The organism is Paraburkholderia sp. BR13444, assembly GCF_040948755.1.
GTDB lineage: Bacteria > Pseudomonadota > Gammaproteobacteria > Burkholderiales > Burkholderiaceae > Paraburkholderia > Paraburkholderia youngii.
In genome coordinates this window covers 46426-71250 of the sequence record NZ_JBFPKM010000009.1, presented here as the reverse complement: position 1 = coordinate 71250, position 24825 = coordinate 46426, and the positions used below count along the sequence as shown (strand labels likewise).

Here is a 24825-nt window from a genome sequence, read left to right as displayed (position 1 = left end):
TTCGGGACATCGTGTAAACGGACGGTGTCTGGAACCAGTGGGACTTCGTCGTGCGGCCTCGCGACGGTTTCGTCGATTCTCGCGTGCTGCCGGGCGACGCAAACTCCGCATCAATAAATGGAATTCACGCACGGTATTGGACCCGCGGCGCGACGCGGGCGAGCAACGTTCGACTGCGCGGCGCCTCTACTGACGACTCGACCGGCACCGCCGAGAAACCTGCTCCCGTTAACCATCGTTTGCGGCTTCGAGCTCCGACCGAACTGCCGTAGAAGGGGAGACTAGCCGTAGGCAAATCCTCACCACTCCGGTGCTCCCGAAAACTCTCACCGCAGCACCGCCGAACGGGACAACACGACACGCGTTTGTGTCGCGCCAGTACCGCATTTCCCAAATGTGACCTCCTGAAAAGCCTCACCTTTGAGGCTGCTGGAGGTCCAAACGTCCCCGTCCCGAGAACTCCTGTAAACCCTCACCATTGCTGTCGGAAGGGAAAAATCTCCATAATTTCAATGACTTGCGCAAATTCCACCGAATGTTCGAAGCGTGGGTGTCCCCGTAAAATCTCACCCTAAGCCGGCTTTTTCGCACCGCAGCACTTTTCATCGCCTTCCACAAACCTCCCGAAAAGCCTCACCTTTGCGATTAGAGACCAGGTGTACCTACTCCCGCCAACTGCCATCAGCCGGGCATCTCCGGCCCGCAGCCTCCATTCCGGTCCCGAATTTCCTCACCTTAACGCTCAGAACCAAAGCCAGAGTGTCCCGAAAAGCCTCACCTTCGGCGAAATCGCCGGCTAAACCAGCTCGCGGATCCACCTCATCAGCCGGCGCCCCGAATCCCCTCACCTTTCCAATCCCGAGCGATTCCAGCCAGGCGGTCTTTTGGGTCGTCGACACGTGACAATTCATCTTCGCTCCCGTAAAACCTCACCTCAGCGGTCTGGATGCTCAAAAAGAAAGCAAAATTGGCCACGGCGTCCCGAAAAATCTCACCTGCGTTTCATGTTCTCTCCCGCCAGCGCTCACCAAAGGGGTTAACCACCCTAAAAAAGCCCCGAAAAACCACGCTCGCGAGCGTCCCGAAAACCCTCACCTTGGTGCCCCCCAAACCGAATGGGTACCTTTGAGAGCTGTCGGGCGCTTCGCGGTCATGAAGTCCCGCAAAACCTCACCTTTGCCCGAACCCCACGTATACGGCGTTTCCTGAACCCGCTCACGTTCCATCCCGGACCCGCTCACCGAGCTCCCCGAACCTCATCACTCGAGTTTCCCGCAGACCCTCACCAAGTCTCCCGCAAAGCTTCACCTTGCCGGGCTGAAAGCCCCGCCAGACAAGGGTTTGCCGAGGCGTTAACGTTTTTAACAAGGGTTCAAAGGTGTTTACTTTTATTACTCTCAAGCCTTGGACCTCGCGAGTCCCGTGAAACACGGGTCTTACAACCCCCAGCCACCGCTGATCAATCGTGAAACAGTGCGCGATCCCGGGAGAATCTAACAAAGCGCTTCTAATACAATGGCTTATTGGCTATTCTTCGTTTTGTTTCACGATAGAAAACGGCACGGACGTGTTTACTATCGCGATTTGCCTGCAAAACTCCGTCTGTATACGCCAATCCGTTCGACAGTGATAAATCGGTAGCAAACACTACGTAAATTGTTATGATCCATCCAATTCGAGCCACATCGAGGTAAACATGAATCTGGATCAGGAGCGGCAAGCCATTCGCAATGAGCTTGAATCGATGCGTGCGCAGGGCGTGCGCCGCCAGGATCTTTCACTGCATGCATGCAAACGGCTCTTTTTCGATCTCGGCATCCGGCCATCGATGGCGGCCGTGCGCGATCTCACGCAAACCGGCAGCGCGAGCGACATCCCGAAAGACATCGATCATTTCTGGGAGCGCATCCGCAAGGTTTCGCGGGTCAAAGTTGGAGCAGGCGCAATACCGAAGGCACTTGAAGATCGCGCCGGCGAACTGCTGGGCGCGCTATTCGAAGAAGCGGTCGTGCAGGCCAAAGCGTCGCTCGATGCCGAACGTGAAGAGATCCGCGCGCAGATCAGCGCCGCCGAACTTCGGGTACGCGACGCCGAAATTCGTCGGGATGCGGCCGACGACTCTATCAGGCGCAGCGAAGCGCGCGCCGAAGCCGCGTGGGAGCGGGTTCGCGCGCTCGAAGCTCAGTTATCGAGCGCGACTACGCACGGCAGCGTTCACCTCGAAGGTATGCAGGCAACCACGCGCAGGCTCGTCCAGGAAAACGAGGCGCTGCGGCAACGGCTCGAAAACGAACAGGCCACCAATGCGGCGTTGCGCGACCGGATCGACGCGTTGCACGTCGAATTGCGGCAAAGCACCGAGCACTACGCGCAGCAGATCAAGGATGCGGTCGCCGAAGCGGAGCGGCGGGTCAAGCCGATGCTGGTCGAACTCGATTCGCTGCGCAGCATGGCCGCGACGTATCAGTCAGGCGTGCGCGACGCGAGCCGCAAGGAATTCGAGTTCATTCAGCAGATTGCCGCCGCCAAGGCGCGCGGCGACCGGCTCGACGCGCAATTGCGCGAGCAGTCGGACGAAGTCGATGCGCTGACCAAGGAAGTCGCCGCCCTGCGTGGCCAGCAGGGCATCGATCCGGCCATCGCCGTGCTGCTTTGCTCGCTGGTTACCGAGGGGCGGCTCACGAGCAAAGAGTTGAGCATGATCGGCACCGCGGCCGACGGCCACGTGACGCTGCCCGCGCGATGCCCGAAATGCGAGGAAGGTGAACCGGAGCTGTCGCAGGTCGATCACCGTTTCGAATTGTTGTGCCCGGAATGCGAGCACTCCTCCGGCCTCGGCGAATCGCGGCTCGCGGCGGTGAACCAGTTTCTGTCGAACGATGCGTCTACCGCGCCGTCGTCCCGCTCCGTGCACACGATCCGTTAACCAGAAACGGCCAATCCAACGGAAAAAACGTCAAAGGTGAGGAAATTCGGGAGCGTAAAGGTGAGGCTTTTCAGGGCTCGCCGGCTCCCGTTTGCCTCGTCAAACGCCCGTCACGCCGGGGCTCGGCCAACGGCGCCGCCGCCGGATCCGGCTCCTCTGTCGCGGGCGAATCCTGCTGATCCATCCAAGTTTGCCACGCGCGATACAGCCGGTTCGCGGACACCCCTTGCACGAAGCCGAGCCATTGACCGACCTGTTCGGCCTCGACTCCGCTTTCGAAAAGGTCTGCCGCAAACGTGTTGCGCAAGGTCTGCGGACTCGCGCGCGATTGGCGCGATGCGGCAATTCCCGCTGCGTCGACGAGTGCATCCACCGCGCGCAGCATCGTGGCCTTGTGCATCGGCCTGCCGGAAGGCGACGCGGGAAACACGAGGTTGCCGGCCAATTCCGTCAGCCGACGTTCGGCAAGCCAGGCGTCGAGAATCGCCGTTGCGAACGGCGCGAGCCGTGTCCGCCGTGTCAGCACCGGATTCGGCGACTCGATCGTGACCCACGGCGAGCCCTCTCTCACGCAACTAACCGTAAGCGCTCCCGCTTCGCCTGTCTTGAGTCCCCCACCCAGAAACACGGCGATCAGCGCGCGATCGCGTCGCTCCCTCCAGCGCTGCGCGGTCGACAACGCCGGCAACGGCGCGAACAATCGCGCGATCAACGCAGTGCGTTCCGCATGCGTGAGAAACCCGGTCGGCTCGTTGTCGCGAGCATTGCGCCACGCGGCTTGCCCATCCTGAGCAATGAAACGCGCCGGGTTGGTCGACGCCGATTCGATCTCGCGCACGTGATCGAGCACCCGCTCGATAAGCCGTAAATAGCGGACCCGTTGCGTTTTGCGGATCTCGAGGCCGGCGACGAATTCCGCGATCGCGGGCGTGTCGACCGTCGCGAGGCTTTGTTGCCGCGCGCCGAGCCAATCGAGAAACTGCCCCCACTGCGCCTGATAGACCAACGCCGAAGAGCGACGGAAATGCTGCTTCGCGAGCCACGCATCGAACGCGACCTGCGGGTCGCGACGCCAGTCTTCGCGTTGCTGATCGAACAGATCGGTAGAGGGCGCGGGACGGGGAACGGGGTCGGACAGATGGGGAGGTGACATGGGCATCCTTCTGTTAGTTGCTCCGTCGGTCCGCGTATTGTAGGCGCTCACCGCAGCACGGCCGACTTCGAGCAACAGATGACAATCCGAGCCATCCCGACATGGCGCCGCCATCAGCCGCCCCACGCCCGGGCGCGCTTCAAAGGCGCATCGACCGGCCGTGGCAGCGCCGCGCGGCGCGCGGCTTCCTCGTACGCATTGACGGCAAACGCAAAAACGGCGGGCAATGCATTGGACGTGCCGAAATCCACGCCGTCATCGGTTTCGGGATAAGGCAGATCGGACGGGCGCTGGAACAGCCCGAGCATCAGCGCGTCGTGCCGGCTGGCGAAACCGAGATCGGCCAGCGCCTCGGCTTCGATGGCATGGAGCAGACGCCACGTGAGCGGCACCGGCTTGACGATGTAGCGCCCGGCGATGCTGCGCACGATATGTTCGAGATCGCGCGCGGCGGTCTGGTAGCGCAGCGCGGCGAGCGTTTGATCGGTAGGGTCGGTTTTCAGGTTGTTCATTCTCGGCTCCAATCGACACCTGATACTGTACAAACATACAGTATCAGGCGCAACCTGGCCGAACGGCCTAGCCGTGAATCACCACTAGCAGCGCCTTCGCCTCGCTCTTGCCGACGTTGCGGATCGCGTGCGGTTCATCCGCGACGTAGCGCGCAGTGTCCGCGACCTTGAGCCGCTTCGTCGCGCCGGCCGCCTCGATTTGGATCGAACCGTGCAGCACGGTCAAATGCTCGCGCGTGCCAGGCTCGTGCGCGTTCGACACCAGTGCCCCGCCAGGCTGCAGCGTCAGCTCGTACCACTCGAACTTGCCGGCCAGCTCGATGGGTCCCCACACACGCAACTGGTATTTCGCTTCATGACCGCTTAGCGTAGGAATATCGTGCGGTCCCGAAACGGCGATCGCCTCGGGCGACTTCGGCGGCGCAAACAACGAATCGAGGCTCACGCCGAGCGCGTTGGTCAGCCGCCAGGCAACCGCGATCGTCGGATTGGCCTTGTCGCGCTCGATTTCCGACAGCATCGATTTCGACACGCCGGCCGCTCGCGACAGATCGTCGAGCGTCATGCGCCGCTCGGCGCGCAGCCGCTGAATCTGCTCGCCGACGCGCGGCGGCGCCGCAATCGCCGCATTCGACGGCAATGCCGCGCTAGCGGAGGTGGACGCCGCAGTGGCCGCGGCGCGGCGTGTACCCGAACTTGCCATTTCCTGACCCATCGTTTAGAGTTGTTCGATATATCGGATTTTAGTTCGGAAAAACGAAAAAATCCGATAAAGCTGACAACCGACTATAACAGGCCGCCCTTCCCGCGCCCAAGCGAACGCGGGCGCCGTCACCCTCAGGAGTCCCGTTCATGCGTGAACAATACCTTGCCCATCTGCGCGGCACCCTCGACCAGATCCGCGCCGACGGCTTCTACAAGAGCGAGCGCGTGATCGCGAGCCCGCAGTCGGCCGACGTGCGTCTCGCCGACGGCAGCGATGTGCTGAACTTCTGCGCGAACAACTATCTTGGTCTCGCCGACGACCCCCGGCTGATCGAAGCCGCCAAGCAGGGCCTCGATAACGACGGCTTCGGCATGGCGTCGGTGCGCTTCATCTGCGGCACGCAAACCGTGCACAAGCAACTCGAGGCGGCGCTCGCCGCGTTCCTGCAAACCGACGACTGCATTCTCTATTCGAGCTGCTTCGACGCGAACGGCGGCCTGTTCGAAACGCTGCTCGACGAAAACGACGCGATCATCAGCGACGAGCTGAATCACGCGAGCATCATCGATGGCGTGCGGCTGTCGAAGGCGAAGCGCTTTCGCTACAGGAACAACGACCTCGCCGATCTCGAAGCGCGTCTGCAGGAGGCCGATGCGGCGGGCGCGCGCTTCAAGCTGATCGCGACCGACGGCGTGTTCTCGATGGACGGCATCATCGCTAACCTGGCCGGCATCTGCGACCTGGCCGACCGGTACGGCGCGCTGGTGATGGTCGACGATTCGCACGCGGTCGGCTTCATTGGCGAACACGGCCGCGGCACGCCCGAGCATTGCGGGGTGCTGGCGCGCATCGACATCATTACCGGCACGCTCGGCAAGGCGCTCGGCGGCGCATCGGGCGGCTATGTCGCGGCGCGCAAGGAGATCGTCGAGCTGCTGCGGCAGCGCTCGCGCCCGTACCTGTTTTCCAACACGCTGACGCCGAGCATCGCGGCGGCATCGCTCAAGGTACTCGAATTGCTCGCCAGTGATGAAGGCGCGCAACTGCGCGCACGGGTGCGCGAAAACGGCGCGCATTTCCGCCGCGCGATGAGCGCGCTCGGCTTTACGCTCGTGCCGGGCGAACATCCGATCATTCCGGTGATGCTCGGCGACGCGCAACTCGCCGGAAAAATGGCCGATGCGCTGCTCAAGCAAGGCGTCTACGTGATCGGTTTTTCGTTTCCGGTGGTGCCGCGTGGCCGCGCGCGCATCCGCACGCAGATGAGCGCCGCGCATACGCCGGAGCAGATCGATCGCGCCGTCGACGCGTTCGCGCGCGTCGGCCGCGAGCTTGGCGTGATCCAGGCCTAGTCGCCGCGTGATTAGAACGGAGAAGCAGATGAAAGCATTGGCAAAACTCGAACGGGGGCCGGGCCTCACGCTGACCGACGTGAAGAAGCCCGAAGTCGGCCATAACGACGTGATGATCCGCATCACGCGCACCGCGATTTGCGGCACCGACATTCATATCTGGAAGTGGGACGAATGGGCGCAAAAGACGATTCCGGTGCCGATGCACGTCGGCCATGAATACGTCGGCGAAATCGTCGAGATGGGGCAGGAAGTGCGCGGCTTTGCGATCGGCGATCGCGTCTCGGGCGAAGGACACATCACCTGCGGTTTCTGCCGCAACTGTCGGGCGGGCCGCCGTCATTTGTGCCGTAACACGATCAGCGTCGGCGTGAATCGCGAGGGCGCGTTCGCCGAATACCTGGTGATTCCGGCCTTCAACGCGTTCAAGATTCCGCCCGAAATCTCCGATGATCTCGCCGCGATCTTCGATCCATTCGGCAACGCGACGCATACGGCGCTGTCGTTCAACCTCGTCGGCGAGGACGTGCTGATTACCGGCGCGGGGCCGATCGGCATCATGGCGGTCGCGATCGCGAAGCACGTCGGCGCGCGCAACGTCGTGATCACCGACGTCAACGACTATCGCCTCGACCTCGCGCGCAAGATGGGCGCGACGCGCGCGGTGAACGTGTCGCGCGAATCGTTGCGCGACGTGATGCACGATCTGCACATGGCCGAGGGCTTCGACGTCGGCCTCGAAATGTCGGGCGTGCCGAGCGCGTTTACGGACATGCTCCAAGCGATGAACCACGGCGGCAAGATTGCGCTGCTCGGCATTCCGCCCGCGCAAACCGCGATCGACTGGACTCAGGTGATCTTCAAAGGCCTCGAAATCAAGGGCATTTATGGGCGCGAGATGTTCGAGACCTGGTACAAGATGGTCGCGATGCTGCAAAGCGGCCTCGATCTGTCGCCGATCCTCACGCACCATTTCAAGGTCGACGACTATCAGGAAGCCTTCGCGACGATGCTCTCCGGCGAAAGCGGCAAGGTGATTCTCGACTGGACCGCTGCCTGAGCCGGCATCTCACCGTCTGAACGCCAACGCCCGCAGCGCGCTCACGCGCCTGCGGGCGTTTTCACGAATTCGGCCTGGATGCGCACGTGAATATCGTCGCCGACGGCCGGATACCAGGTCGTCAGACCGAACTTCGCGCGGCTGAAATGACCGTCGGCGGAAAAGCCGAGCGTGTCTTTCTTCGTCAGCGGATCGGGCGCGAAGCCGTTGAACGTGACGTCGAGCGTGACCGGCTGCGTGACGCCGCGGATCGTCAGGTCGCCGCTCAGCGTGCCGCGCGCTTCGCCGGTGCGCTCGAAACGCGTGCTCGCGAAGCGGATCTGCGGATAACGCGCGACATCGAGCATGCTGTCGCTTTTCACCATCTTGTCGAGCAGCGGCACGTTCGTGTCGATGCTCGCGGCGTCGATCGCGACCGACGCCGTACTGCGGTCGAGGCCGCCGTCGTTCCAGTCGAGTTCTCCCTGTTTGCGATTGAAACGCATCGTAAAGCGCGTGTATTTGAAGTGATCGATATCGAACGTGATGCTCGTATGGTCCTGATCGATGTCGTAGCGTCCGGGCGGCACACGCGCCTCGTTCTGACTGACCGAATGCGTGAGCACCTGGATCGGCGTGCAGGCCATCGCGCCCAGCAGCGTTGCGCCGAGCAGCGCGCGTAGCCATGCGGTGCGAACGGGGGATGTTTTCATCGGAGCGATTCCGGTTGAGCGGTGGTCAAGCGATCCCCACCAAGATAGCAGCAAGCGTACCCATCGCGCGGAAGCTCGAAGAAAAACTTGACGAGAGAGAATGATCGTTCTACCTTTTTGTCGATGACACACGATACGAATCCGACTGCCCAAAACGACGCGGCCCAGCCCGGCACCGCGCGCGAACGCCTGCTCGATGCCGCGGAGGCGCTCATCTACGCCGGCGGCATCCACGCAACCGGCGTCGATGCGATCGTGCGGCAGTCCGGCACCGCGCGCAAAAGCTTCTACACGCATTTCGAATCGAAAGACGCGCTGATCGCGGCCGCGCTCGAACGGCGCGACGAGCGCTGGATGAACTGGTTTATCGCCAGCACGCAACGGTACGGTAAGAATGCGCGCAAACGCCTGCTCGGCATGTTCGACGTGCTGCGCGAGTGGTTCGCATCGGCTGATTATCATGGCTGCGCGTTTCTGAACGCGGCCGGCGAAATCGAATCGGCCGACGATCCGATCCGCGTCGTCGCGCGCAAACACAAGGCACGTCTGCTCGATTTCGTGCGCGCCGAATGCGAAGCGTTCGCGGCGCAAGCGCACATCGATGCGCGTCGCGCGGCGCCGCTCGCGCGGCAATGGCTCGTGCTGCTCGACGGCGCGATCGCGGTGGCGCTCGTGAGCGGCGAAGCCGCTGCGGCGCTCGACGCGCAGACGGTCGGCAAGACCTTGCTCGACACGGCAGCGAAACCCGCTGCCATCAAACGGCCGCCATCCCGGCGCACCGCACGACCTGACTGAGGAACCATCATGGCCGATACGATCGAAACCCGCCCGCCGCTGCCGCCGTTCACGCGCGACACCGCGATCCAGAAAGTGCGCGCCGCGGAAGACGCGTGGAACACGCGCGAACCCGAGCGCGTCTCGCTCGCGTACACGACGGATAGCATGTGGCGCAACCGCGCCGAATTCGTGCAGGGCCGCGCGGAGATCGTCGGATTTCTGCGCCGCAAGTGGGCGAAGGAGCTCGACTATCGGCTGATCAAGGAGCTGTGGTCGTTCACCGACAACCGCATCGCGGTGCGCTTCGCGTACGAATGGCACGACGATTCGAACAACTGGTTCCGCTCGTACGGCAACGAGAACTGGGAGTTCAACGAGCACGGTCTGATGGCGCGTCGTCACGCAAGCATCAATGACCTGCCGATCCGCGAAGCCGACCGCTTGTATCGCTGGCCGCTCGGCCGACGGCCCGACGATCACCCGAGCCTGTCCGATCTCGGTCTGTAGACGTTCCTGCCACGTTCATCATCGACGGCGCGCCCGCTGCGCGCCGCGAACTTCTTCACCGCTGGTTCATCAGGACGCCATCGGTTCTCCTTTATCCTGGCGGTTCCGGCTGCGGGGCACGTCGCATGCCCGGCCGGGCCGAGCGAGTCCTCAACATCGAGCGCGCGGCTTCAGGTACAGTGCGCGTCGGGCGGCACGCGGATCGCCAGAACACGATGACACCGGCGCTCGACCGGTGACGGAGAAGAAATGCACTTCAGGCAGATGAACAAGAATATCCGGCGCGCCGCGGTGGCGCTTTTCGCAAGCTTCGCGGCGGTCTCCACGGCACACGCGAGCTGGTGTGACGGCGGTGTATGGGTCGACGCGATGCTCGGCTCGTATCACATCAATCCCGATCCCGATACGCACTTCGAGCAATTCAACCCTGGGCTGGGCGTCGAATGCTGGCTGAACAACCAGTGGGCGCTGACGGCCGGCGGCTTTCGCAACTCGCTGCGTCGGCCGTCCTACTATGGCGGCGCCGTGTGGGCGCCCGAGTTCGCGCATTGGGGCATCGTGCGGATCGCGGCGATCGGCGGGATCATCTCCGGCTATAACTACGGCAACTGGGGTCTCGGCAGCAATCATACGGTCGGCCCGGTGGTCGCGCCGATCGTGATGCTCGAATACAAGCGCGTCGGCGCGAACTTCATCGTCATTCCGCCGATCCCTTCGGATAATCTGCCCTTTACGATTGGTTTTCAGGTGAAGGTGAAGTTCTGACGGAGTTGTGCGTTGTCAAAAAAGTTGCGACTTTTGGGAAATCACCTAAATCGGACAACAAAGTTGCGACCTTCCGTCTCACACTACGAAAATCTGCTCTCTCCTGTCTTACGGCGCGCTGATGTGTGCGATTGGGTGTCAGCGCTCCAACCGCGATCAACTCGGCGAATTTCTTTCTTGCGGCGGCATGTTTTAATTCGTTGTACGCAACTAAAAGTTGCGACCTTGCTTGTCGCATGAATCTCCCGAGGTGATTCGTACGTGACGTTAGGGAGCTCAACCCGACTGCACGTTCGTCTCCATTTCGGTTGGGCGGTCCGGCCGGGATCTATATCGGTAGCCGCACGCCACCCGAAATCGCGATATCGATTCTCGCTGAAGTGACGGCGGCGAAGAACAGCGTGTTGCTACCGGCAATCCTCAGGGTCGAGCGTGGGAAGACGGAAAAAGAAGTCACGAATGACACATCGATAAATGCGCGGCATCTCACATGGTTGGATGATGCCTGACTTCCCGGTGTACAGCCACGAGGCGGCCGAGCGCAGCTTCCCTGCGTGATTTCACGCAGTTCGGAAAGGTCGGTCTGGGAATGGCCAGCGGCTGTCACCACGGGCAGGTCGCATGTTTTTTGTGCTGCGATAGGATTCGGAAGCAGTGAGGGCGATGGCCCTAAGGTGAGGTTTTTCGGGAGCAAAAGGCTCCCGCTTCACCTGGATCGAGCAATTGCCGCGAGCATGAAGCCTCGAATGCGGGGTTGATCTCCTGGAATTCCTCACCTTTGTGAACCCGCGTCGTTCTCCTGACTCCTGGAAATCCTCACCACCCCTGGAAGAGCTGACCTTAGCAGGCTCGCTTCGACTTTTAGCCCTGCATTCCAGCGTACTTTTCTCGCACTGAACACCGACGCGCTCCGCGCTGGCTGCTCCGAAACGCCGCTATTCACCACAATGCTGAAGCCAGCGAAGCACGTTTTGCGCGCTTCGACGCGTCTCCTCTCCATCGCCATTCCGACGCACACGGCGCGAGCCGTCGCACATCCCGCCAGCCGCTCCCGTAAATCCTCACCGTAGCGCCACCTCCTGGAACTCCTCACCGTTCGCGAGTCGCCCGATGCGGCCGTGGCCCATGCACGCCGTTCATATCGACCATTTTTGGCCCGAATATGACCGCGTTTATCGCCGCTCATATCGTGCAGCCACGTCGTCCGGATGGGATTTCGGGCACGCCGGGCACATTTTGCGGGCATGACCGGTCTTTCGATGGAGGATCGCTTCAAGCTGCCCGTATGGGATCAGGGCGAAAACGATGTGCCGGTGCTGCACGGCGCACTAGCGAGCTTGCAGGGGAAGATCGTCGAAGCGAAGGAAGTCGGCTCGCACTCGGTCATGTTCGTGGAGACCACGCAGATTCGCGTGCGCGCCGATGGCGACAGTCTGATTTACTTCGACCGGGATTTTCACCGGGTGCCGCGCGCGTGGAAGGGGCAATGAGTTCAATGAGTTGTTCGAAGCGCTGCCGGCCGGCTCAGGCTCCGGCAGCGCTTGCGTTGTCGCTCCGGACGTGGCTCCCGTAAAACCTCACCATTGCCCGGACCTCCTGGAACTCCTCACCTTTCGCCCTACTTCAGCAGCGCCATTTGCACGACCTTGACGATCACGAGCGCGATCGCGACCAGCAGATAGCCGCGCAGCACGCCCATCCATACGCGTTTGGCGAGCGTCAGGCGCGGCGGCGGCAGTTCGTCGAGCGGCGGCATGCGCCATGTGTTGCGCGCTTCTTTCGTATAGACCGAAGCCGGCTCGGCTGCGGCGGATTCGCCGCGCAGTTTGCGAAGCCCAATGCTCGCCGCATACCCGACGACCGCGAGCAACGTGCCGCCCGCCAGTACTTCGATGATCGTTTCCGCCGCGATGTCCGGATAGATCACCGACGCGGTCAGGATGATCGACAGCATCACGAGCACCCAGATCACTGAGCCGGTAAACAGATTGAGCTTCTTCGAGTTGGCCCACGGACCGAGCACCGCGCGGTCGTTGCACAGCAGCAGCAGGAACACGGTCGCGCTCGGCAGCAGCACGCCGGCGAGCGTTTGCACCGCTTCGGTCAGCAGACCGAGCGGGCTGCCAGGAATCAGCACCAATACCGCGGCGGCTGCGACGATCGCGAAGTACACGACGTAGAAGCCCTTCGCGTCCGACACGCTACGGTGCAGCGAATGACGGATCTTGAACACGTCGCCGATCGCATAGGCGGTCGATAGCGACACGGCCGCCGCGCCGATCACGCAGGCGTCGAACAGCGCGATCGCGAACAGCACCGCCGAGGTCCGTCCCGCGTATCTCTCCAGACCGGCGATCACACCGCCCGCGTCCGTGAAGTTGCCGAAGCCGGGCTGGCCGTCGAACAGCGCCGCGCTGAACGAGATCATCGCGACTGCGCCGATCAGCACGAACACGATGCCGATCCACAGGTCGGCTTTTTCGTAGTTCATGAAGCGCGGCGTGATGCGCTTGTCGACCACATAGCTCTGCTGGAAGAACAGCTGCCAAGGAGCGACCGTCGTACCGACGATGCCGATCACGAGCAGCATCACGTCGGACAGCTTCGAATGCGCGGGCCAGTTCGGAATGAAGAAGTCGCGCGCGATCTGGCCGACCGGCGGATGAATCGATACGAGCACCGGCACGAGCAGCAGGCTCAACACGCACAGCGCGACCGCGAAGCGCTCGAAGCGGCGGAAGTCGCCGGTGCTGACGGCGGCCATCGTCAGCGCCGCGGCGATGCACACACCCGCGATCTTCGAGACGCCGAAGAAGTCGAGCACGAACGTGATGCCGATGAATTCCGTCACGATGGTCAGCGCGTTCAGCAGGAACAGATCGACGACGCTGAACGCGCCCCAGAACTTGCCGAAGCGCTCGAAAATAAGCCGCGCGTGGCCCACGCCCGTGACCGCGCCGAGCCGCAACACCATCTCCTGATTGACGAACAGCACCGGCACCAGCAACAGCATCGTCCACAGCAACGTGGTGCCGTAGTTCTGGCCGGCCTGCGTGTAGGTGCCGAATGCGCCCGCGTCGTTGTCGCCGACCATCACGATCAGACCGGGGCCGAGGATCGCGAGCAGCGTGCGCACGCGCGCCCACCAGCTGGTGCGCGGTGCGATGTCATGGTGAGCGATCGTGCCGAGCGCGCCCTTGATATCGCCTACGTGTGCCGAATCGAGCACGGCGCTGCGCGCGGAGGAAATGTTCGTCGGAGTAGACATGTCGTTCTCTCCTGGTTGTAGTTGTCGGAGGTCGGGTCGCGAAACGCTATGCCACGCGCGACATCACGCGACGGCAGAAGGCGATGAACGGACGCGATTCGCGCGGGTGCAGCACGAGCAGAGCGTCGTAAAACGCGCGCGATTCCTGTACGCGCGGGAACTTCGAAAGAAGGAGGCCGAATTGCATTGGGTATCTCCGTGCGCCGGTTTCGACGCGCTGGTGGAAAGCCAGCAGACACGGAGGCCGCGTATGTCCGGGCGCGGCGGTGGAGGTCTACTCGCTTTCCTCAGTTAATAGAACAGGGAAGCGGCATAAGGGATAACTGTCACTGCCAGGCATGGCGGCTCCTTGTTGGCGTGTAGCGTGTATGAGCGATTGATACGTTCGCTAGCACGTTGCTACACACGTGTTTATCCACGCGTTCGCGCGCATTGCGTTGAACTGACTGCGTTGACTGACAACGCGCGCGCAAACGCGACCGCAAGCACGAGGCTCGCGATGCGACGCCGTATCAGCGCAGGGACGCGTTTGAACGCGGCGTTCCTGTCATGCGGAGACGACGTTACGTTAGGTGCACGGGAAAAGACTGTGGCGCGCACCGTCTGCCTGCTGGCAAGACGGCGGCTGATGAAGAGAGCGCGGACGTCCTGCCGGTCAGGCAGCGAAACTGTTCGAAAGTCGGCTACTGCAGGTGTCCAAGGCGTGAGCCCCATTGGTGATGATTCTTGAATTCTAGGGTTCGGTTTCCGCCGAGGTCAACCTGTTTCTCAAGCAGAGCGGAGAAAATGTGCGGCGCGCAACGCCGCGCACTGTGAACGCGTGCGGATCGACGCCGATAGAGGGGGAAGGTCGAACAGGCGGCATCGATCCATCCGGCCGATGCCGCCACACAGGCTTACTGATTGGCGCGCCGTCGCACGGTCAGCCGGTTATGCACGCTTCTGACGCCGCGAACCGATCGCGCCGCGTTGCCGGCCCGCTCGATTTGCGATTGCCGCGGAACCGTGCCGCTCAGCGTGACGATGGCGTGGCGCGATTCGACATGGATGTTCGCCGAATTGAGGTTCGTGGTGCGCGTGAAAGCGCGGCGGACGTCGCGGACGATCGCGCTGTCGGACCGGTTAGCGTGCCGGTTCGAAGCCGCTGGGGCCGGCTGGCTTTGCATCGACGCATCGTTCGGCATCTCGCGCGTCTGTGCGTTCGCATAGGTCGCGCAAGTCGCGATGGCCATCGCGACCATTGCGCCGAGGATTCTTCTCGCGCCGTTTGTTTTCATTCTTCCTCCTTTGCCGGTTTGCCAGGAACTGCCGTTCGAGCCGCGTGTTGCCAGCGTGGAAGAGGCGACGCAACGCACTGCCGCCTCGCGACGAGTAATCGACCGTCGGCTCCGATTATATTCTGCGGCGCAGGCGTCGATATCGATAGGTGAGAAGGTTCGGGAGCGGCCGAGGTGAGAATATGCGCACATGTACGCGCACTTCAAAACTAAAGGTGAGGGTATTCGGGAGTTGCCTCGACGGTGCGATAAGTTGCGAATAGCTTCTTGAAAAGCATGGTTCCGGTCAGAAGCGCAATGCGTTGAGGCCGTCTCGCAGGAAGCCGGCGAGGGCTCACGTCGGTTACTGGTTGTGCCTGATCGAATGATCGTGGCGGGTGCGGCACGCGAAAGGTGAGAAGTTTCGGGAGTCGCGCGGCGGCGGCTCTTTTGCAACTAACCGGCCGTGCCAGAAGCGAAATAAGCCGAGCGGCAAGCAGCGTGCGGCAGTGCACGCATTTTGCCTATCAGCCATAGGTGAGGAGATTCGGGACTCAAAACGCGTCTCATGCAGTCGCCAATCATTGCATCCATCGTGTTGGCCGCTCGGCGGCTGTGTAACGTAAGTCGTTGAATGTCCAAGCGATCTGCCGCTTACGCGACCCTCATCGGCGACGCGAACCGACCGCGTTCGATCAATGGTGAGGATTTTCGGGAGCAGTGTGTAAGAGCCACGCCGCGCGCGCTGAAATGCCCCCTCGAGCCCTCATTTCACCGCAAAGGTGAGGCTTTTCGGGAGCACTGACGACGCTACCAGACGCCGATTCACCGCCGCTCCGTGCCAAAGGTGAGGCTTTTCGGGAGCGGCAGCACTCGCCCGCGATCACCCGTTCAGGCCGGTTTCGCGATCTCGCGAATGTCCGCGACCGGCGTCTGCCCGAAAGCATCGCTAAGCGCGTAGTCGATCAGCCGCTCCGCGGATTGCTCGGGCGTCGACAGTTGGCCGTTGCGCTTCAGGTCTTCGAAGCGCTGGCGCATCGGGAATTGCTCTTCGCCGCTACCGCGAATTTGCGCCTGCATGTCCGTATCGATCACACCCGGCGCGAGGCTGCAGATGCGCAGCGCGCAAGTCGCATCGAGCGCGACGGCGCGCGCGTGATGATCGAGCGCGGCCTTGGTCGCGCAGTAGATGCTCCAGCCCGGATACGCGTTGCGCGCCGCGCCGCTCGAAATGTGGACGATGCGCCGGTCGGTTGCGTCGACGGCCGCAGCGGCGAGCGCGCTCGCGAGCATCAGCGGCGTCGCGACGTTCAGGCTCACCGCGTCCGCGACGTTCGCCGCGTCCTGTCCTTCGATGGGCCCGATCGGTTCCACTGTGCCCGCATTGTTGATCAGCAGCACCGTCTGCGCGCCGCGCACGAAGTTGCTCAGCGCGTCGGTGGCGATCCATTGCGCGACGCGTGCGGGCTCGGCGAGGGGCAGCTCGATCTCTTCGAGCTGCGCGGCAAAGCGCGCCTTTAGCGCCGCATTGCGCGAGCGCGACAGACCCAGCACCGTGACGCTGCGCGCGAGCAGTTGTTCGGCGAGCGCCGCGCCCAGGCCGCGCGTATGGCCGGTGACGATCGCGCGGATCGGAGAAGATGAGGTCATGTCGTTCCTTGTGATCGTTGTCTTGCAGAATCGTCGATTTTCTCACGCCGTATTCAGGCCGACCGAAAGCGCTCGCGATACTGCATCGGCGTCACCCCAAGCCGCTTCGCAAACACGATGCGCATGCGGTCGGCGGTGCCGAAGCCGCAATCGTAGGCGATCGTCTTCAGCGCCGCGGCGCTGCTTTGGAGCCGCTTGCGCGCGGCATCCACGCGTGCGCGTTCGACGAATTCATGCGGCGTCACGCCGGTTTCCTGCACGAACACGCGCGCGAAGTCACGGTGCGCACTTCAAGAAAGGCATCATCGATGCGTTCGCGCACGGCACGATCCACAAGCCGCACACGACGTTCGGCAACGTGAAGGCCGACGTGCTGGCGCTGAAAGACCCGCATTTTCATCGCGAGAACTTCTGCACGATGATTCTGGGTTCGGCGTGGAAGTCGTGAGCGACCGATTGGCCAAATGAGCGGGCGCGGCCCCACGATTTGCGCAACTCGCGTCAAAATAGGCGCATCGCACTTCTGCGCCGCCGCCCCATGGCCATCAAAAACCTTCTCCGCAAGCTCGATCTCACCACGCTGCAGCTCTTCCTCGCCGTGTTCGAAGAGGGCACGCTCACGCGTGCCGCCGAGCGCGAAGCGATCGCGGTGTCCGCCGCCAGCAAGCGGCTGGTCGAACTCGAACAGGCGGTCGGCGCGTCGCTATTTCAGCGCAACGCGCGCGGCATGACGCTGACGCCGGCGGGCGAAACGTTGCTGCATCACGCGCGCCGGGTGCTGCGCGACATCGAGAGCATCGGTATCGAACTGGCCGGCCATGCTAGCGGCGTGCTCGGCTATGTGCGGATGATGGCGAACCTGTCGGCGATCGTCGAATTTTTGCCCGAAGATCTGCGCGCGTTCCAGTCGCTGCACGAACGCGTGAAGGTCGATCTCGAGGAGCGGCCGAGCGGCGGCGTCGTCAAGGCCATCGACGAAAGTCTCGCCGATCTCGGCATCTGTTCCGGCGACGCCGACACGCGCGAACTGCACGTCGAGCACTACCGGCGCGATTCGCTCGTGATCGTGATGCGCGACGATCATCCGCTCGCGGCACGCACGAGCATCGCGTTCACCGAAACGCTCGATGGCGATCACGTCGGCCTGCATTCGGCGAGCTCGATCAACGCGCGCACGCACCTCGCGGCGCGCCAGGCCGGCAAGCCGCTGCGGTTGCGCATCCACGTGCCGGGCTTCGATGCGGTTTGCCGGATGGTGCAGGCGGGCATGGGCGTCGGCGTGCTGCCGCAAAAGGTGTATCAACTGATGGGCCGCCCGCTCGGTCTCGTCGGCATGCCGCTCGACAACGACTGGGCCGAGCGCAGCCTCGTGCTCGTCGTGCGCGACGTCGATGCGTTGTCGCCGGTGAGCCGGCTGCTGTTCGATCATCTGCGCACGGTCGAAGCGCGCGAAACGGCAGCGGACGCTCAACCCGAACCCGCACCCATCACCACCGAACCACCGCGCCGGTCCCGCGGCCGCCGCTGATCGTTCGCCGTTCGCGAACGGTCGTTGGCGAATTGCGGTTGGACGCCGCCACCACGCCGCTTCTAAGCTGTCTCCCGATACGAAACGAGTTCGGAGACAGCAACATGGGTGGACCACTGCAGGGTATTCGTGTCGTCGAGATCGGCACGCTCATTGCCGCGCCGTTCGCCGCGCGACTGATGGCCGAATTCGGCGCCGACGTGATCAAGATCGAAGCGCCCGAAACTGGCGATCCCCTTCGCAAATGGCGCAAGCTGCATGAAGGCACGTCGCTGTGGTGGTATCTGCAGTCGCGCAACAAGAAGTCCGTCTGCGTGAATCTGAAATCGGCCGATGGCGTCGAGGTCGTCAAGCGCCTCGCCGCCGATGCCGACGTCATCATCGAAAATCTGCGTCCCGGTGCGCTCGAAAAGCTCGGCCTCGGCTGGGACGTGCTGCACGCGCTGAACCCGAAACTGACGATGGTGCGCATTTCCGGCTACGGTCAGTCCGGCCCGTATCGTGACCGGCCGGGCTTCGGTGCGATCGGCGAGGCGATGGGCGGCATCCGTTACACGACCGGCGAAGTGGACGGCGCGCCGGCGCGCGTCGGCGTGAGTCTCGGCGATTCGCTCGCGTCGCTGCACGGCGTGATCGGCGCGCTGATGTCGCTGCTGCGCGTGAAGACCGGCCAGGGCGAAGGGCAGGTGGTCGATGTGTCGCTCGTCGAGAGCGTGTTCAATCTGATGGAAAGCCTCGTGCCCGAATACGACCTGTTCGGCCATGTGCGCGAGCGCAGCGGCGGCGCGCTGCCGGGCATCGCCCCTTCGAACACCTATCGCACCGAGGACGACGGCTATGTCGTGATCGCCGGCAACAGCGATCCGATCTTCAAGCGCCTGATGCATCTGATCGGCCGCCCCGATCTCGCCGACGATCCCGCGCTCGCGCACAACGACGGCCGCGCGGAGCAGGTCGCGCTGCTCGATCAGGCGATCACCGAGTGGACCTCGCATCACGCGACCGAAGACGTGCTGGCCGCGCTCGAACGCGCCGAAGTGCCGGCGGGCCGCATCTATTCGGTGGCCGACATCGTCGCCGATCCGCACTACCAGGCGCGCGACATGTTGCTGCAGGCGCAATTGCCGGGCGGCGCGTCGGTGAAGATGCCGGGCATCGTGCCGAAGCTGTCGGACACGCCGGGCGAAGTGCGCTGGCAAGGGCCGACGCTCGGCGAGCACACCGGCAGCGTGCTCAGCGAACTTGGATTCGCGAGCGAAGAAATCGAGCGGCTTCGTCGCGAGGGAGCGGTGCAATGAATTCCTCGATCTTTTCCACGCGCGAGGCCGCGTCATTCGACCAGCTGATCGTGCAGGAAGTCGCCCCGCGCGATGGCCTGCAGATCGAACCCACGTGGGTTGAAACCGCCGACAAGATCGCGCTGATCAACGGGCTATCCACCTGCGGATTCACGCGCATCGAAGCGGGCTCGTTCGTGTCGCCGAAGACGATTCCGGCGTTGCGCGACGGCGAGGCGGTGTTCCAGCGGATCGAGCGGCAACCCGGCGTGATCTATGTCGCGCTGGTGCCGAACCTGAAAGGCGCCGAGCGCGCGTTGTCCGCGCGCGCCGACGAACTGAACCTCGTCATGTCCGCGAGTCAGACGCATAACCGCGCGAACATGCGCATGAGCTGCGAGTCGTCGCTCGCGGCGTTCGACGACATCGTGCGTCGAGCGCTGGCCGCGGGCGTGCGGCTCAATGCGACCGTGGCGACCGCGTTCGGCTGTCCGTTCGAAGGGCGCACCGACGAAGACCGGGTGATCGGCATCGTCGACGCATATCGCGAGATGGGCATCGAGGGCATTACGCTCGCCGATACGACCGGCATGGCGAATCCGCACCAGGTCGCGCGGCTCGTCGCGCGCGTGCTCGAAACGCTGCCGGCCACGGCGCTCACGCTGCACTTTCATAACACGCGCGGCCTCGGTATCGCCAACGTGCTCGCCGCGTATGAAGCCGGCGCGCGCCGCTTCGATGCGGCGCTCGGCGGCCTCGGCGGCTGCCCGTTCGCGCCGGGTGCGTCGGGCAACATCTGCACCGAAGACCTCGTGAACCTGTGCGACGAAATGGGCATCCCGACCGGGATCGACCTGCCGAAGCTGCTCGCGCTGTCGCGCGGCTTGCCTGCATTGCTCGGCCACGACGTGCCGGGGCAAGTGGCCAAAGCAGGCCGCAATTGCGATTTGCATCCGGTGCCCGACTACGTTCGACAGATCTGAACCGAACCCCGACAAACAACCCCTCAACCGATCAAACGACCGGACGGCACCGCCGAATCCGGCATTGGAGACAAGCATGAGTGACCTGGGCGTAGTGGCGGGCAGTACCCGCGAGCATGGCGCGGACGATCTCGCGGCGATCGTCCGCAAAGTTGCGTGGCGGCTGATGCCGCTCATCATGATCTGCTATCTGTTCGCGTTCTTCGACCGCATCAATATCAGCTTCGCAAAGTTCCAGCTGCAAAGCGATCTGGGCTTGTCCGATACCGCGTACGGTCTCGGCGCGAGTCTGTTCGTGATCGGCTACGTGCTGTTCGAGGTGACGAACGATACTCGATATGTACTGATCGATCAGCCCGGAAATCCGGCCGTCTGACACCCTCGCGCCGTCATCGATGCAACGACAGCGGCCGACACCCGCCAACCCGTTCTGGGCGGTTCTCGCCGGTCTCAGCGGTCAATCTGAGCGCTGCCTGATCGCTGGTTGCGCGCGCATCGAGATCGAGATCGTCGCGCGGGTGTGCTGGTCAGGGAGATGGCGCTGGACGGCACGCGCGCAACGCGCGGCGGTGATCGTCGATCACGCTCGCCAGTTACGGCATCAGCAAGGATCAGTCATCGCAGTGGCAGCGGGCGCGGGGGCACGACCGGTGGGGGGTGGTCGGGAAAAGGAATCCGGGTTCCTGAAAATACCCGCAGAACCTTTCTTTTCTGAAGCGCATATTTGTGACGGGGGGGCAACCCGGCCGCACCCCGTCAGCACGTCGAACGCACCCGACCAGTATGCCGACCGCAACCGATGCTCTCCGGGCAGCAGTCGGGCCACTAGCCGCCGTTCAGGTGCGGTGTCGCTCGGAAATCCATGCGTCAGCAACAACCCGAGACCCGCCATCCGATCGCGACTGACGAGCGCTCGGAAGTCCCTTCGGCCTTTTGCCGACATTCGGGTTTATTCCGTTTAACGTCAGCAGCCTGCCGAATTGCTGACCTTGGCGGCGTCGGATTGTAGGCTGCATATTCCGCGCGAATCGAACGACGCTTCCACGCGAAGGTCCGTCCATGCCATACTCCCAATTCCAAATTTTCCCAGTAATACCATGGCGTATCCGCTTCCCCCCGAAAACAAATCGGCAGTACGGGCGAGCTGGTAAAGCGATCTCAGAGGGCAAGGCGTTGCCGCAGGACTACGACCTCGTTGACACGTGGCGGGCGTCACACGGCTATGTCATCAATACTTTCCAGATCTGGATAAAGCGCCATATCTCGCGAAAAGGCTTCAACGTCGAGTTTGCGCAGCGCTTGAAACGGCGCAACACGGTCGTCGACAAACTGGGAAGGAAAGACTCGAATGGGGAGTTCTTGATCGCTGACGTGTCAGGCATGCACGACTTCGCCGGCTGCAGAATGATCTTCGACAACATCGAAGACTTGCACGAGTTCCGCGCCTACATGCACTCTCAGACGGTGATGAAGAATGTGAAGCATGTACTGAGGTACCCGGCTGAGAAGTACAACTATATCGAGCATCCGAAGTCGACTGGTTACCGCGGGATTCATGACGTGTACCGCCATCTGCCACGCGGCAGCGAACGCGAGGAAGGGAAGAAGCCGTGGGATAACTTGCTTGTTGAGATCCAGTATCGGACTCGGGCCCAGCACGCTTGGGCAACGGCTGTTGAGATCTCTGACCTCGTCGATGGCGAACGAACAAAGTTCGAAATGAACGCCACCAAGCGCGGTCGTTTTTTTGCGATCGCCAGCGAGATCATCATCGACCGCGCGACCTATGACCACACTGCGCTCCACCGGTCGCGCAACCCAGTGCAGGCGACCGCTTAGCAATTGCTAGAAACCACGAGCATCTGGAGAAAGCGTTCATAGGAAGTTCGGTGCGAGACCTTCAGAAGGAACTGCAGGCACTCGAAGATGAACTCGGGATCCTGCAGCGACTGTCCGCTTTGAAGACGTTCGCCGATGAGGACCGATTGCAGCAGCACAACGTGCGTTCAAACTGGACCCAGAGGATTCGAGTTCCGTGGCCATCGCGATTGCATCGGCAGCTTGTTGAAACGGCAAAACGGAGAGGGTAGCTCACCGGCGCCGTTACGAGTGATGTTCAGCACGAGATAAACGATCTGGGTGTTCACGCGCTTCAGGCTCATGGCGCGTCGTCTCCAAAGACTTCCTCGAGTTCGGCCGCCGTGAGAAGCGGCAGGCCCGCCGCAGCACGTTCGCGGTCAATCTGGCAGACCAGCGGCCAGAGCCCATCCGCGATTGCCGACGCCAGCGCATTGACCTCACGTTCGGACACGACACTGCTGCTGCGATCGTCGTCACCATCGCCGCCGAGGTCAGCGGTACGCGGGCTGCGCCGGAAAAACAGCCGCATGATCATGCTCCCGCGCGCGACTGCTTCGCCTTCCGCACGTCGCCCGTGCCTGCCCCCGCGTCGCTGACCCACCGCGCGTAACGCGGGTCCGTGAGCCGCCAGTAGCAGAACTTCTCGACACGCACGGCCGCGAGATTGGCTTGCCACAGCGACAGGACCGACGCCTCGCCCTGCTCATCCTCGACGGTGACGATGCCCTGCTGCGATGTCGCGGGCACCACGGGACCGTCATACATCAGCACACGCGCGAGATCGACGATGCCGAGCACGCCATCTGCAACGGCGTCACTGGTTGCGGTCGCGATGCCCGCGACATAGCCGCCCTGTGCGCCGACCTGATCGTGACCGGACAGATTGAACCGCGCCGCGATGACGGGCGTCGTGACGACGCAGGAGGTGCCCAGATCGCCGGGAAAGTTGTCGATCAACAGTGCGATGTCGCCTTCGAGACTGCCGGTCGAAGCCAGTGGCTCGACGTTGTGGAAAACGCCTCCGGGATCATCGTCGCTGGGCGCGGTGTTGCCCGCGAACGTGGCGGACAGGCGGTCGGCAACCGCCCGGCTCAGATCGCGTTGCAGGATCGCGTCGCTGGCCTCGTCGATCTTGCGCATGAATTCCTGCGTGGCGATCGTCATGCCCGTGATCTTGCGCACGGGGATGTATTCCGACCGGAACGCGGCGTCGGCGGACGTGATCTTGATCTTTGCCTCGCCTGCCCACCAGGCCACGCTGCCATCGGTCTGGAGCAGCAGCGGCCGGTACGGCACCACCGCCCTGAAGCCGCCGCCCACGGCGTCAGACATGCGCGAGATGATCGAGCGGCGATCGACCAGCGCGACGAAGTCCCCTGCCCGGGCGAACGGTACGGGTTCGCCGCTGGGACCAGTGATGCTGCCCTGCGTGTCAAGCACGTCCTGCGCGCGTCGCAGCCAGTCCACACACGGCGCGCCGATGCCATAGTTGCCGATCGCAAGACCCCGCGCGCTCCGCACGTCACCGCCGAGTGCAATCGCGCGGGCTGCGCGCGTGAGTTCGTAGGCCACGGTCACCTCCGATGTCGATCTCGATGTCGATGTTGATGTTGATGTCGCCTGAAGGATCGCGCGGCGCACGTCACCCGTCCAACGCGCGGTTCGCGCCGTTCGCGAGATACGCGGCAATTTTTTGCAGGGCGTATTGCCTGCGGCCGAACACGACGCGCGCGGGCGGCACCGCGCTGCGACCTTCGTGGAACTGCCGCCGCAGGCAGGCGCTGGTGACGCCGAGCAGGCGTGCCGCATCGGCTTCGCCGATCTCGTCGAGCGCGGAGAGTGACACGTGGTGCTCGCGGCACCAGTCGCGCAGTTGCTGCCCGATCTGGTCGGCGTCACCGGTCACGAGCGGCCTGCAACGAAGTGATCACCGACGACGCGACCCGCGCAAAGGCGGCGCGCTGCTGCGCGTCGAGATCATCGAGCGCCACAACATCGAACGTCAAGAACTGGAGTTCAAGCGCGAGCAGGGCATCGAGCAGACGCGCGGCGGGTCGTGCGATGCGGCCATTGCCACCGACCGGTGCCTTGATGACTGCGTTGTAGCGCGCCTTCATGTCGGGTGCTGCCAGCATCGCCTCGAACTCGTCCTCCGGCATCTCTGCGAGCTTTCTCCATTCGTGCGCCTGCTTCCGGCTGATACCGCAGCGCCGAAGCATCTGCGAGTAGGTCTCCGGTTTCTGTTCCTCCGGGGAACGCTTCGTCATGATGCCTCCCCGGCAGTAGCGTCGCGCGCCGTGAGGCGCGGCAGGTTCATCGTGACGACGGTGCCCCGGGGCGTGATCAGAAGCGGTACGCCCACGATGCGGCCATCAAGGACGGCGCAGACCGAGAGTTCACCGCGCCGATCAACCGACAGCAGCAACCCGCCGCCGTCGCGCTCGATCTCACGCAGCCGCTCGCGATCTTCGGGCAGCATCGCCGCCTCGATCTGGCCGAGCAGGACGGTGGCGTGACGTTGCAGTGCTTCAATCGAATCCGTTTTCATGATGT

The 24825-nt window shown here is 63.1% G+C and carries 23 protein-coding genes and 5 pseudogenes; 14 read left to right on the top strand and 14 right to left on the bottom strand.

Features of this window, described 5'->3' with window-relative positions:
- The first annotated feature begins 1696 nt into the window (after positions 1–1696).
- Entirely contained in the window at positions 1697–2926 is a 1230-nt protein-coding gene (locus tag AB3X95_RS24320) for a DNA-binding protein (RefSeq protein WP_368622747.1), read from the top strand.
- Between the two features lie 70 nt (positions 2927–2996).
- Here AB3X95_RS24320 and AB3X95_RS24315 read toward each other — a convergent pair whose 3' ends face one another.
- The 3 genes from AB3X95_RS24315 to AB3X95_RS24305 all read right to left on the bottom strand — a co-directional run bounded on the left by AB3X95_RS24315 (position 2997) and on the right by AB3X95_RS24305 (position 5306).
- Positions 2997–4079: a tyrosine-type recombinase/integrase gene (locus AB3X95_RS24315; protein WP_368622746.1), complete on the bottom strand. Its 1083-nt coding sequence runs from the start codon at positions 4077–4079 to the stop codon at positions 2997–2999.
- Between the two features lie 113 nt (positions 4080–4192).
- Complete coding sequence (locus tag AB3X95_RS24310) at positions 4193–4591, bottom strand: DUF2471 family protein (protein WP_368622745.1); 399 nt, start codon at positions 4589–4591, stop codon at positions 4193–4195.
- Positions 4592–4658: 67 nt separating this feature from the next.
- Positions 4659–5306, bottom strand: coding sequence for a helix-turn-helix domain-containing protein (locus AB3X95_RS24305; RefSeq protein ID WP_368622744.1), 648 nt, complete (start codon positions 5304–5306; stop codon positions 4659–4661).
- Positions 5307–5443: 137 nt separating this feature from the next.
- Here AB3X95_RS24305 and AB3X95_RS24300 point away from each other — a divergent pair, with 137 nt between their 5' ends.
- Both AB3X95_RS24300 and tdh read left to right on the top strand, forming a co-directional pair.
- A complete protein-coding gene (locus AB3X95_RS24300) occupies positions 5444–6649 on the top strand; it encodes a glycine C-acetyltransferase (protein WP_368622743.1) in 1206 nt (401 codons plus the stop codon).
- 28 nt (positions 6650–6677) lie between these two features.
- On the top strand, positions 6678–7709 hold the full coding sequence (gene tdh / locus AB3X95_RS24295) for an L-threonine 3-dehydrogenase (RefSeq protein ID WP_368622742.1): 1032 nt from the start codon (positions 6678–6680) through the stop codon (positions 7707–7709).
- Between the two features lie 41 nt (positions 7710–7750).
- On the opposite strand, the gene AB3X95_RS24290 is transcribed toward tdh, so the two are convergent.
- Positions 7751–8401 (bottom strand): YceI family protein, encoded by a 651-nt coding sequence (locus AB3X95_RS24290; RefSeq protein ID WP_176120851.1) that lies wholly within the window; start codon positions 8399–8401, stop codon positions 7751–7753.
- A 123-nt stretch (positions 8402–8524) separates the two neighbouring features.
- Here AB3X95_RS24290 and AB3X95_RS24285 point away from each other — a divergent pair, with 123 nt between their 5' ends.
- The 5 genes and pseudogenes from AB3X95_RS24285 to AB3X95_RS24265 all read left to right on the top strand — a co-directional run.
- Positions 8525–9196 (top strand): TetR/AcrR family transcriptional regulator, encoded by a 672-nt coding sequence (locus tag AB3X95_RS24285; RefSeq protein WP_368622741.1) that lies wholly within the window; start codon positions 8525–8527, stop codon positions 9194–9196.
- Between the two features lie 9 nt (positions 9197–9205).
- Complete coding sequence (locus AB3X95_RS24280; protein ID WP_176366405.1) at positions 9206–9685, top strand: nuclear transport factor 2 family protein; 480 nt, start codon at positions 9206–9208, stop codon at positions 9683–9685.
- Positions 9686–9934: 249 nt separating this feature from the next.
- Positions 9935–10450, top strand: a complete 516-nt coding sequence (locus AB3X95_RS24275) for a hypothetical protein (protein ID WP_368622740.1) — start codon at positions 9935–9937, stop codon at positions 10448–10450.
- 305 nt (positions 10451–10755) lie between these two features.
- Positions 10756–10959 (top strand): annotated as a pseudogene (locus AB3X95_RS24270) (hypothetical protein); the annotation flags it as partial.
- 723 nt (positions 10960–11682) lie between these two features.
- A pseudogene (locus AB3X95_RS24265) lies at positions 11683–11940 on the top strand (flavin reductase); the annotation flags it as partial.
- Positions 11941–12068: 128 nt separating this feature from the next.
- Here the strand turns inward: AB3X95_RS24265 and AB3X95_RS24260 are convergent.
- The 5 genes and pseudogenes from AB3X95_RS24260 to AB3X95_RS24240 all read right to left on the bottom strand — a co-directional run.
- Positions 12069–13718: an Nramp family divalent metal transporter gene (locus AB3X95_RS24260; protein ID WP_368622739.1), complete on the bottom strand. Its 1650-nt coding sequence runs from the start codon at positions 13716–13718 to the stop codon at positions 12069–12071.
- A gap of 46 nt (positions 13719–13764) precedes the next feature.
- Positions 13765–13905 carry a hypothetical protein gene (locus tag AB3X95_RS24255; RefSeq protein ID WP_176107116.1) on the bottom strand — a complete coding sequence of 47 codons (141 nt, stop codon included), beginning with the start codon at positions 13903–13905 and terminating at the stop codon, positions 13765–13767.
- A gap of 709 nt (positions 13906–14614) precedes the next feature.
- Entirely contained in the window at positions 14615–14995 is a 381-nt protein-coding gene (locus tag AB3X95_RS24250; RefSeq protein WP_176120825.1) for a BON domain-containing protein, read from the bottom strand.
- 870 nt (positions 14996–15865) lie between these two features.
- Entirely contained in the window at positions 15866–16624 is a 759-nt protein-coding gene (locus AB3X95_RS24245; protein ID WP_176366403.1) for an SDR family oxidoreductase, read from the bottom strand.
- A gap of 53 nt (positions 16625–16677) precedes the next feature.
- Positions 16678–16905 (bottom strand): annotated as a pseudogene (locus tag AB3X95_RS24240) (helix-turn-helix domain-containing protein); the annotation flags it as partial.
- Positions 16906–16910: 5 nt separating this feature from the next.
- On the opposite strand from AB3X95_RS24240, the pseudogene AB3X95_RS24235 reads away from it, so the two are divergent.
- The 6 genes and pseudogenes from AB3X95_RS24235 to AB3X95_RS24210 all read left to right on the top strand — a co-directional run.
- Positions 16911–17072, top strand: a pseudogene (locus tag AB3X95_RS24235) (phosphohydrolase); the annotation flags it as partial.
- A gap of 90 nt (positions 17073–17162) precedes the next feature.
- On the top strand, positions 17163–18152 hold the full coding sequence (locus tag AB3X95_RS24230) for a LysR family transcriptional regulator (protein WP_368622738.1): 990 nt from the start codon (positions 17163–17165) through the stop codon (positions 18150–18152).
- A 104-nt stretch (positions 18153–18256) separates the two neighbouring features.
- Positions 18257–19450 (top strand): CaiB/BaiF CoA transferase family protein, encoded by a 1194-nt coding sequence (locus tag AB3X95_RS24225; protein ID WP_368622737.1) that lies wholly within the window; start codon positions 18257–18259, stop codon positions 19448–19450.
- Complete coding sequence (locus tag AB3X95_RS24220) at positions 19447–20412, top strand: hydroxymethylglutaryl-CoA lyase (RefSeq protein ID WP_368622736.1); 966 nt, start codon at positions 19447–19449, stop codon at positions 20410–20412. Before AB3X95_RS24225 ends, AB3X95_RS24220 begins: the two co-directional genes overlap by 4 nt.
- Before the next feature lie 76 nt (positions 20413–20488).
- Positions 20489–20743 (top strand): annotated as a pseudogene (locus AB3X95_RS24215) (MFS transporter); the annotation flags it as partial.
- Positions 20744–21471: 728 nt separating this feature from the next.
- The gene (locus AB3X95_RS24210; protein WP_368622735.1) at positions 21472–22251 is read left to right on the top strand and encodes a RelA/SpoT domain-containing protein; all 780 of its coding nucleotides are present in this window, start codon (positions 21472–21474) and stop codon (positions 22249–22251) included.
- A 319-nt stretch (positions 22252–22570) separates the two neighbouring features.
- On the opposite strand, the gene AB3X95_RS24205 is transcribed toward AB3X95_RS24210, so the two are convergent.
- The 5 genes from AB3X95_RS24205 to AB3X95_RS24185 form a co-directional block, all read right to left on the bottom strand.
- Positions 22571–22801: a hypothetical protein gene (locus AB3X95_RS24205; protein ID WP_368622734.1), complete on the bottom strand. Its 231-nt coding sequence runs from the start codon at positions 22799–22801 to the stop codon at positions 22571–22573.
- Between the two features lie 2 nt (positions 22802–22803).
- Complete coding sequence (locus AB3X95_RS24200; protein ID WP_368622733.1) at positions 22804–23844, bottom strand: phage major capsid protein; 1041 nt, start codon at positions 23842–23844, stop codon at positions 22804–22806.
- A 70-nt stretch (positions 23845–23914) separates the two neighbouring features.
- Positions 23915–24178: a hypothetical protein gene (locus AB3X95_RS24195; RefSeq protein WP_368622732.1), complete on the bottom strand. Its 264-nt coding sequence runs from the start codon at positions 24176–24178 to the stop codon at positions 23915–23917.
- Positions 24168–24539: a hypothetical protein gene (locus AB3X95_RS24190; protein ID WP_368622731.1), complete on the bottom strand. Its 372-nt coding sequence runs from the start codon at positions 24537–24539 to the stop codon at positions 24168–24170. The genes AB3X95_RS24195 and AB3X95_RS24190 overlap by 11 nt, the downstream gene beginning before the upstream one ends.
- Complete coding sequence (locus tag AB3X95_RS24185; protein WP_368622730.1) at positions 24536–24820, bottom strand: hypothetical protein; 285 nt, start codon at positions 24818–24820, stop codon at positions 24536–24538. Before AB3X95_RS24185 ends, AB3X95_RS24190 begins: the two co-directional genes overlap by 4 nt.
- Between the last annotated feature and the right edge of the window lie 5 nt (positions 24821–24825).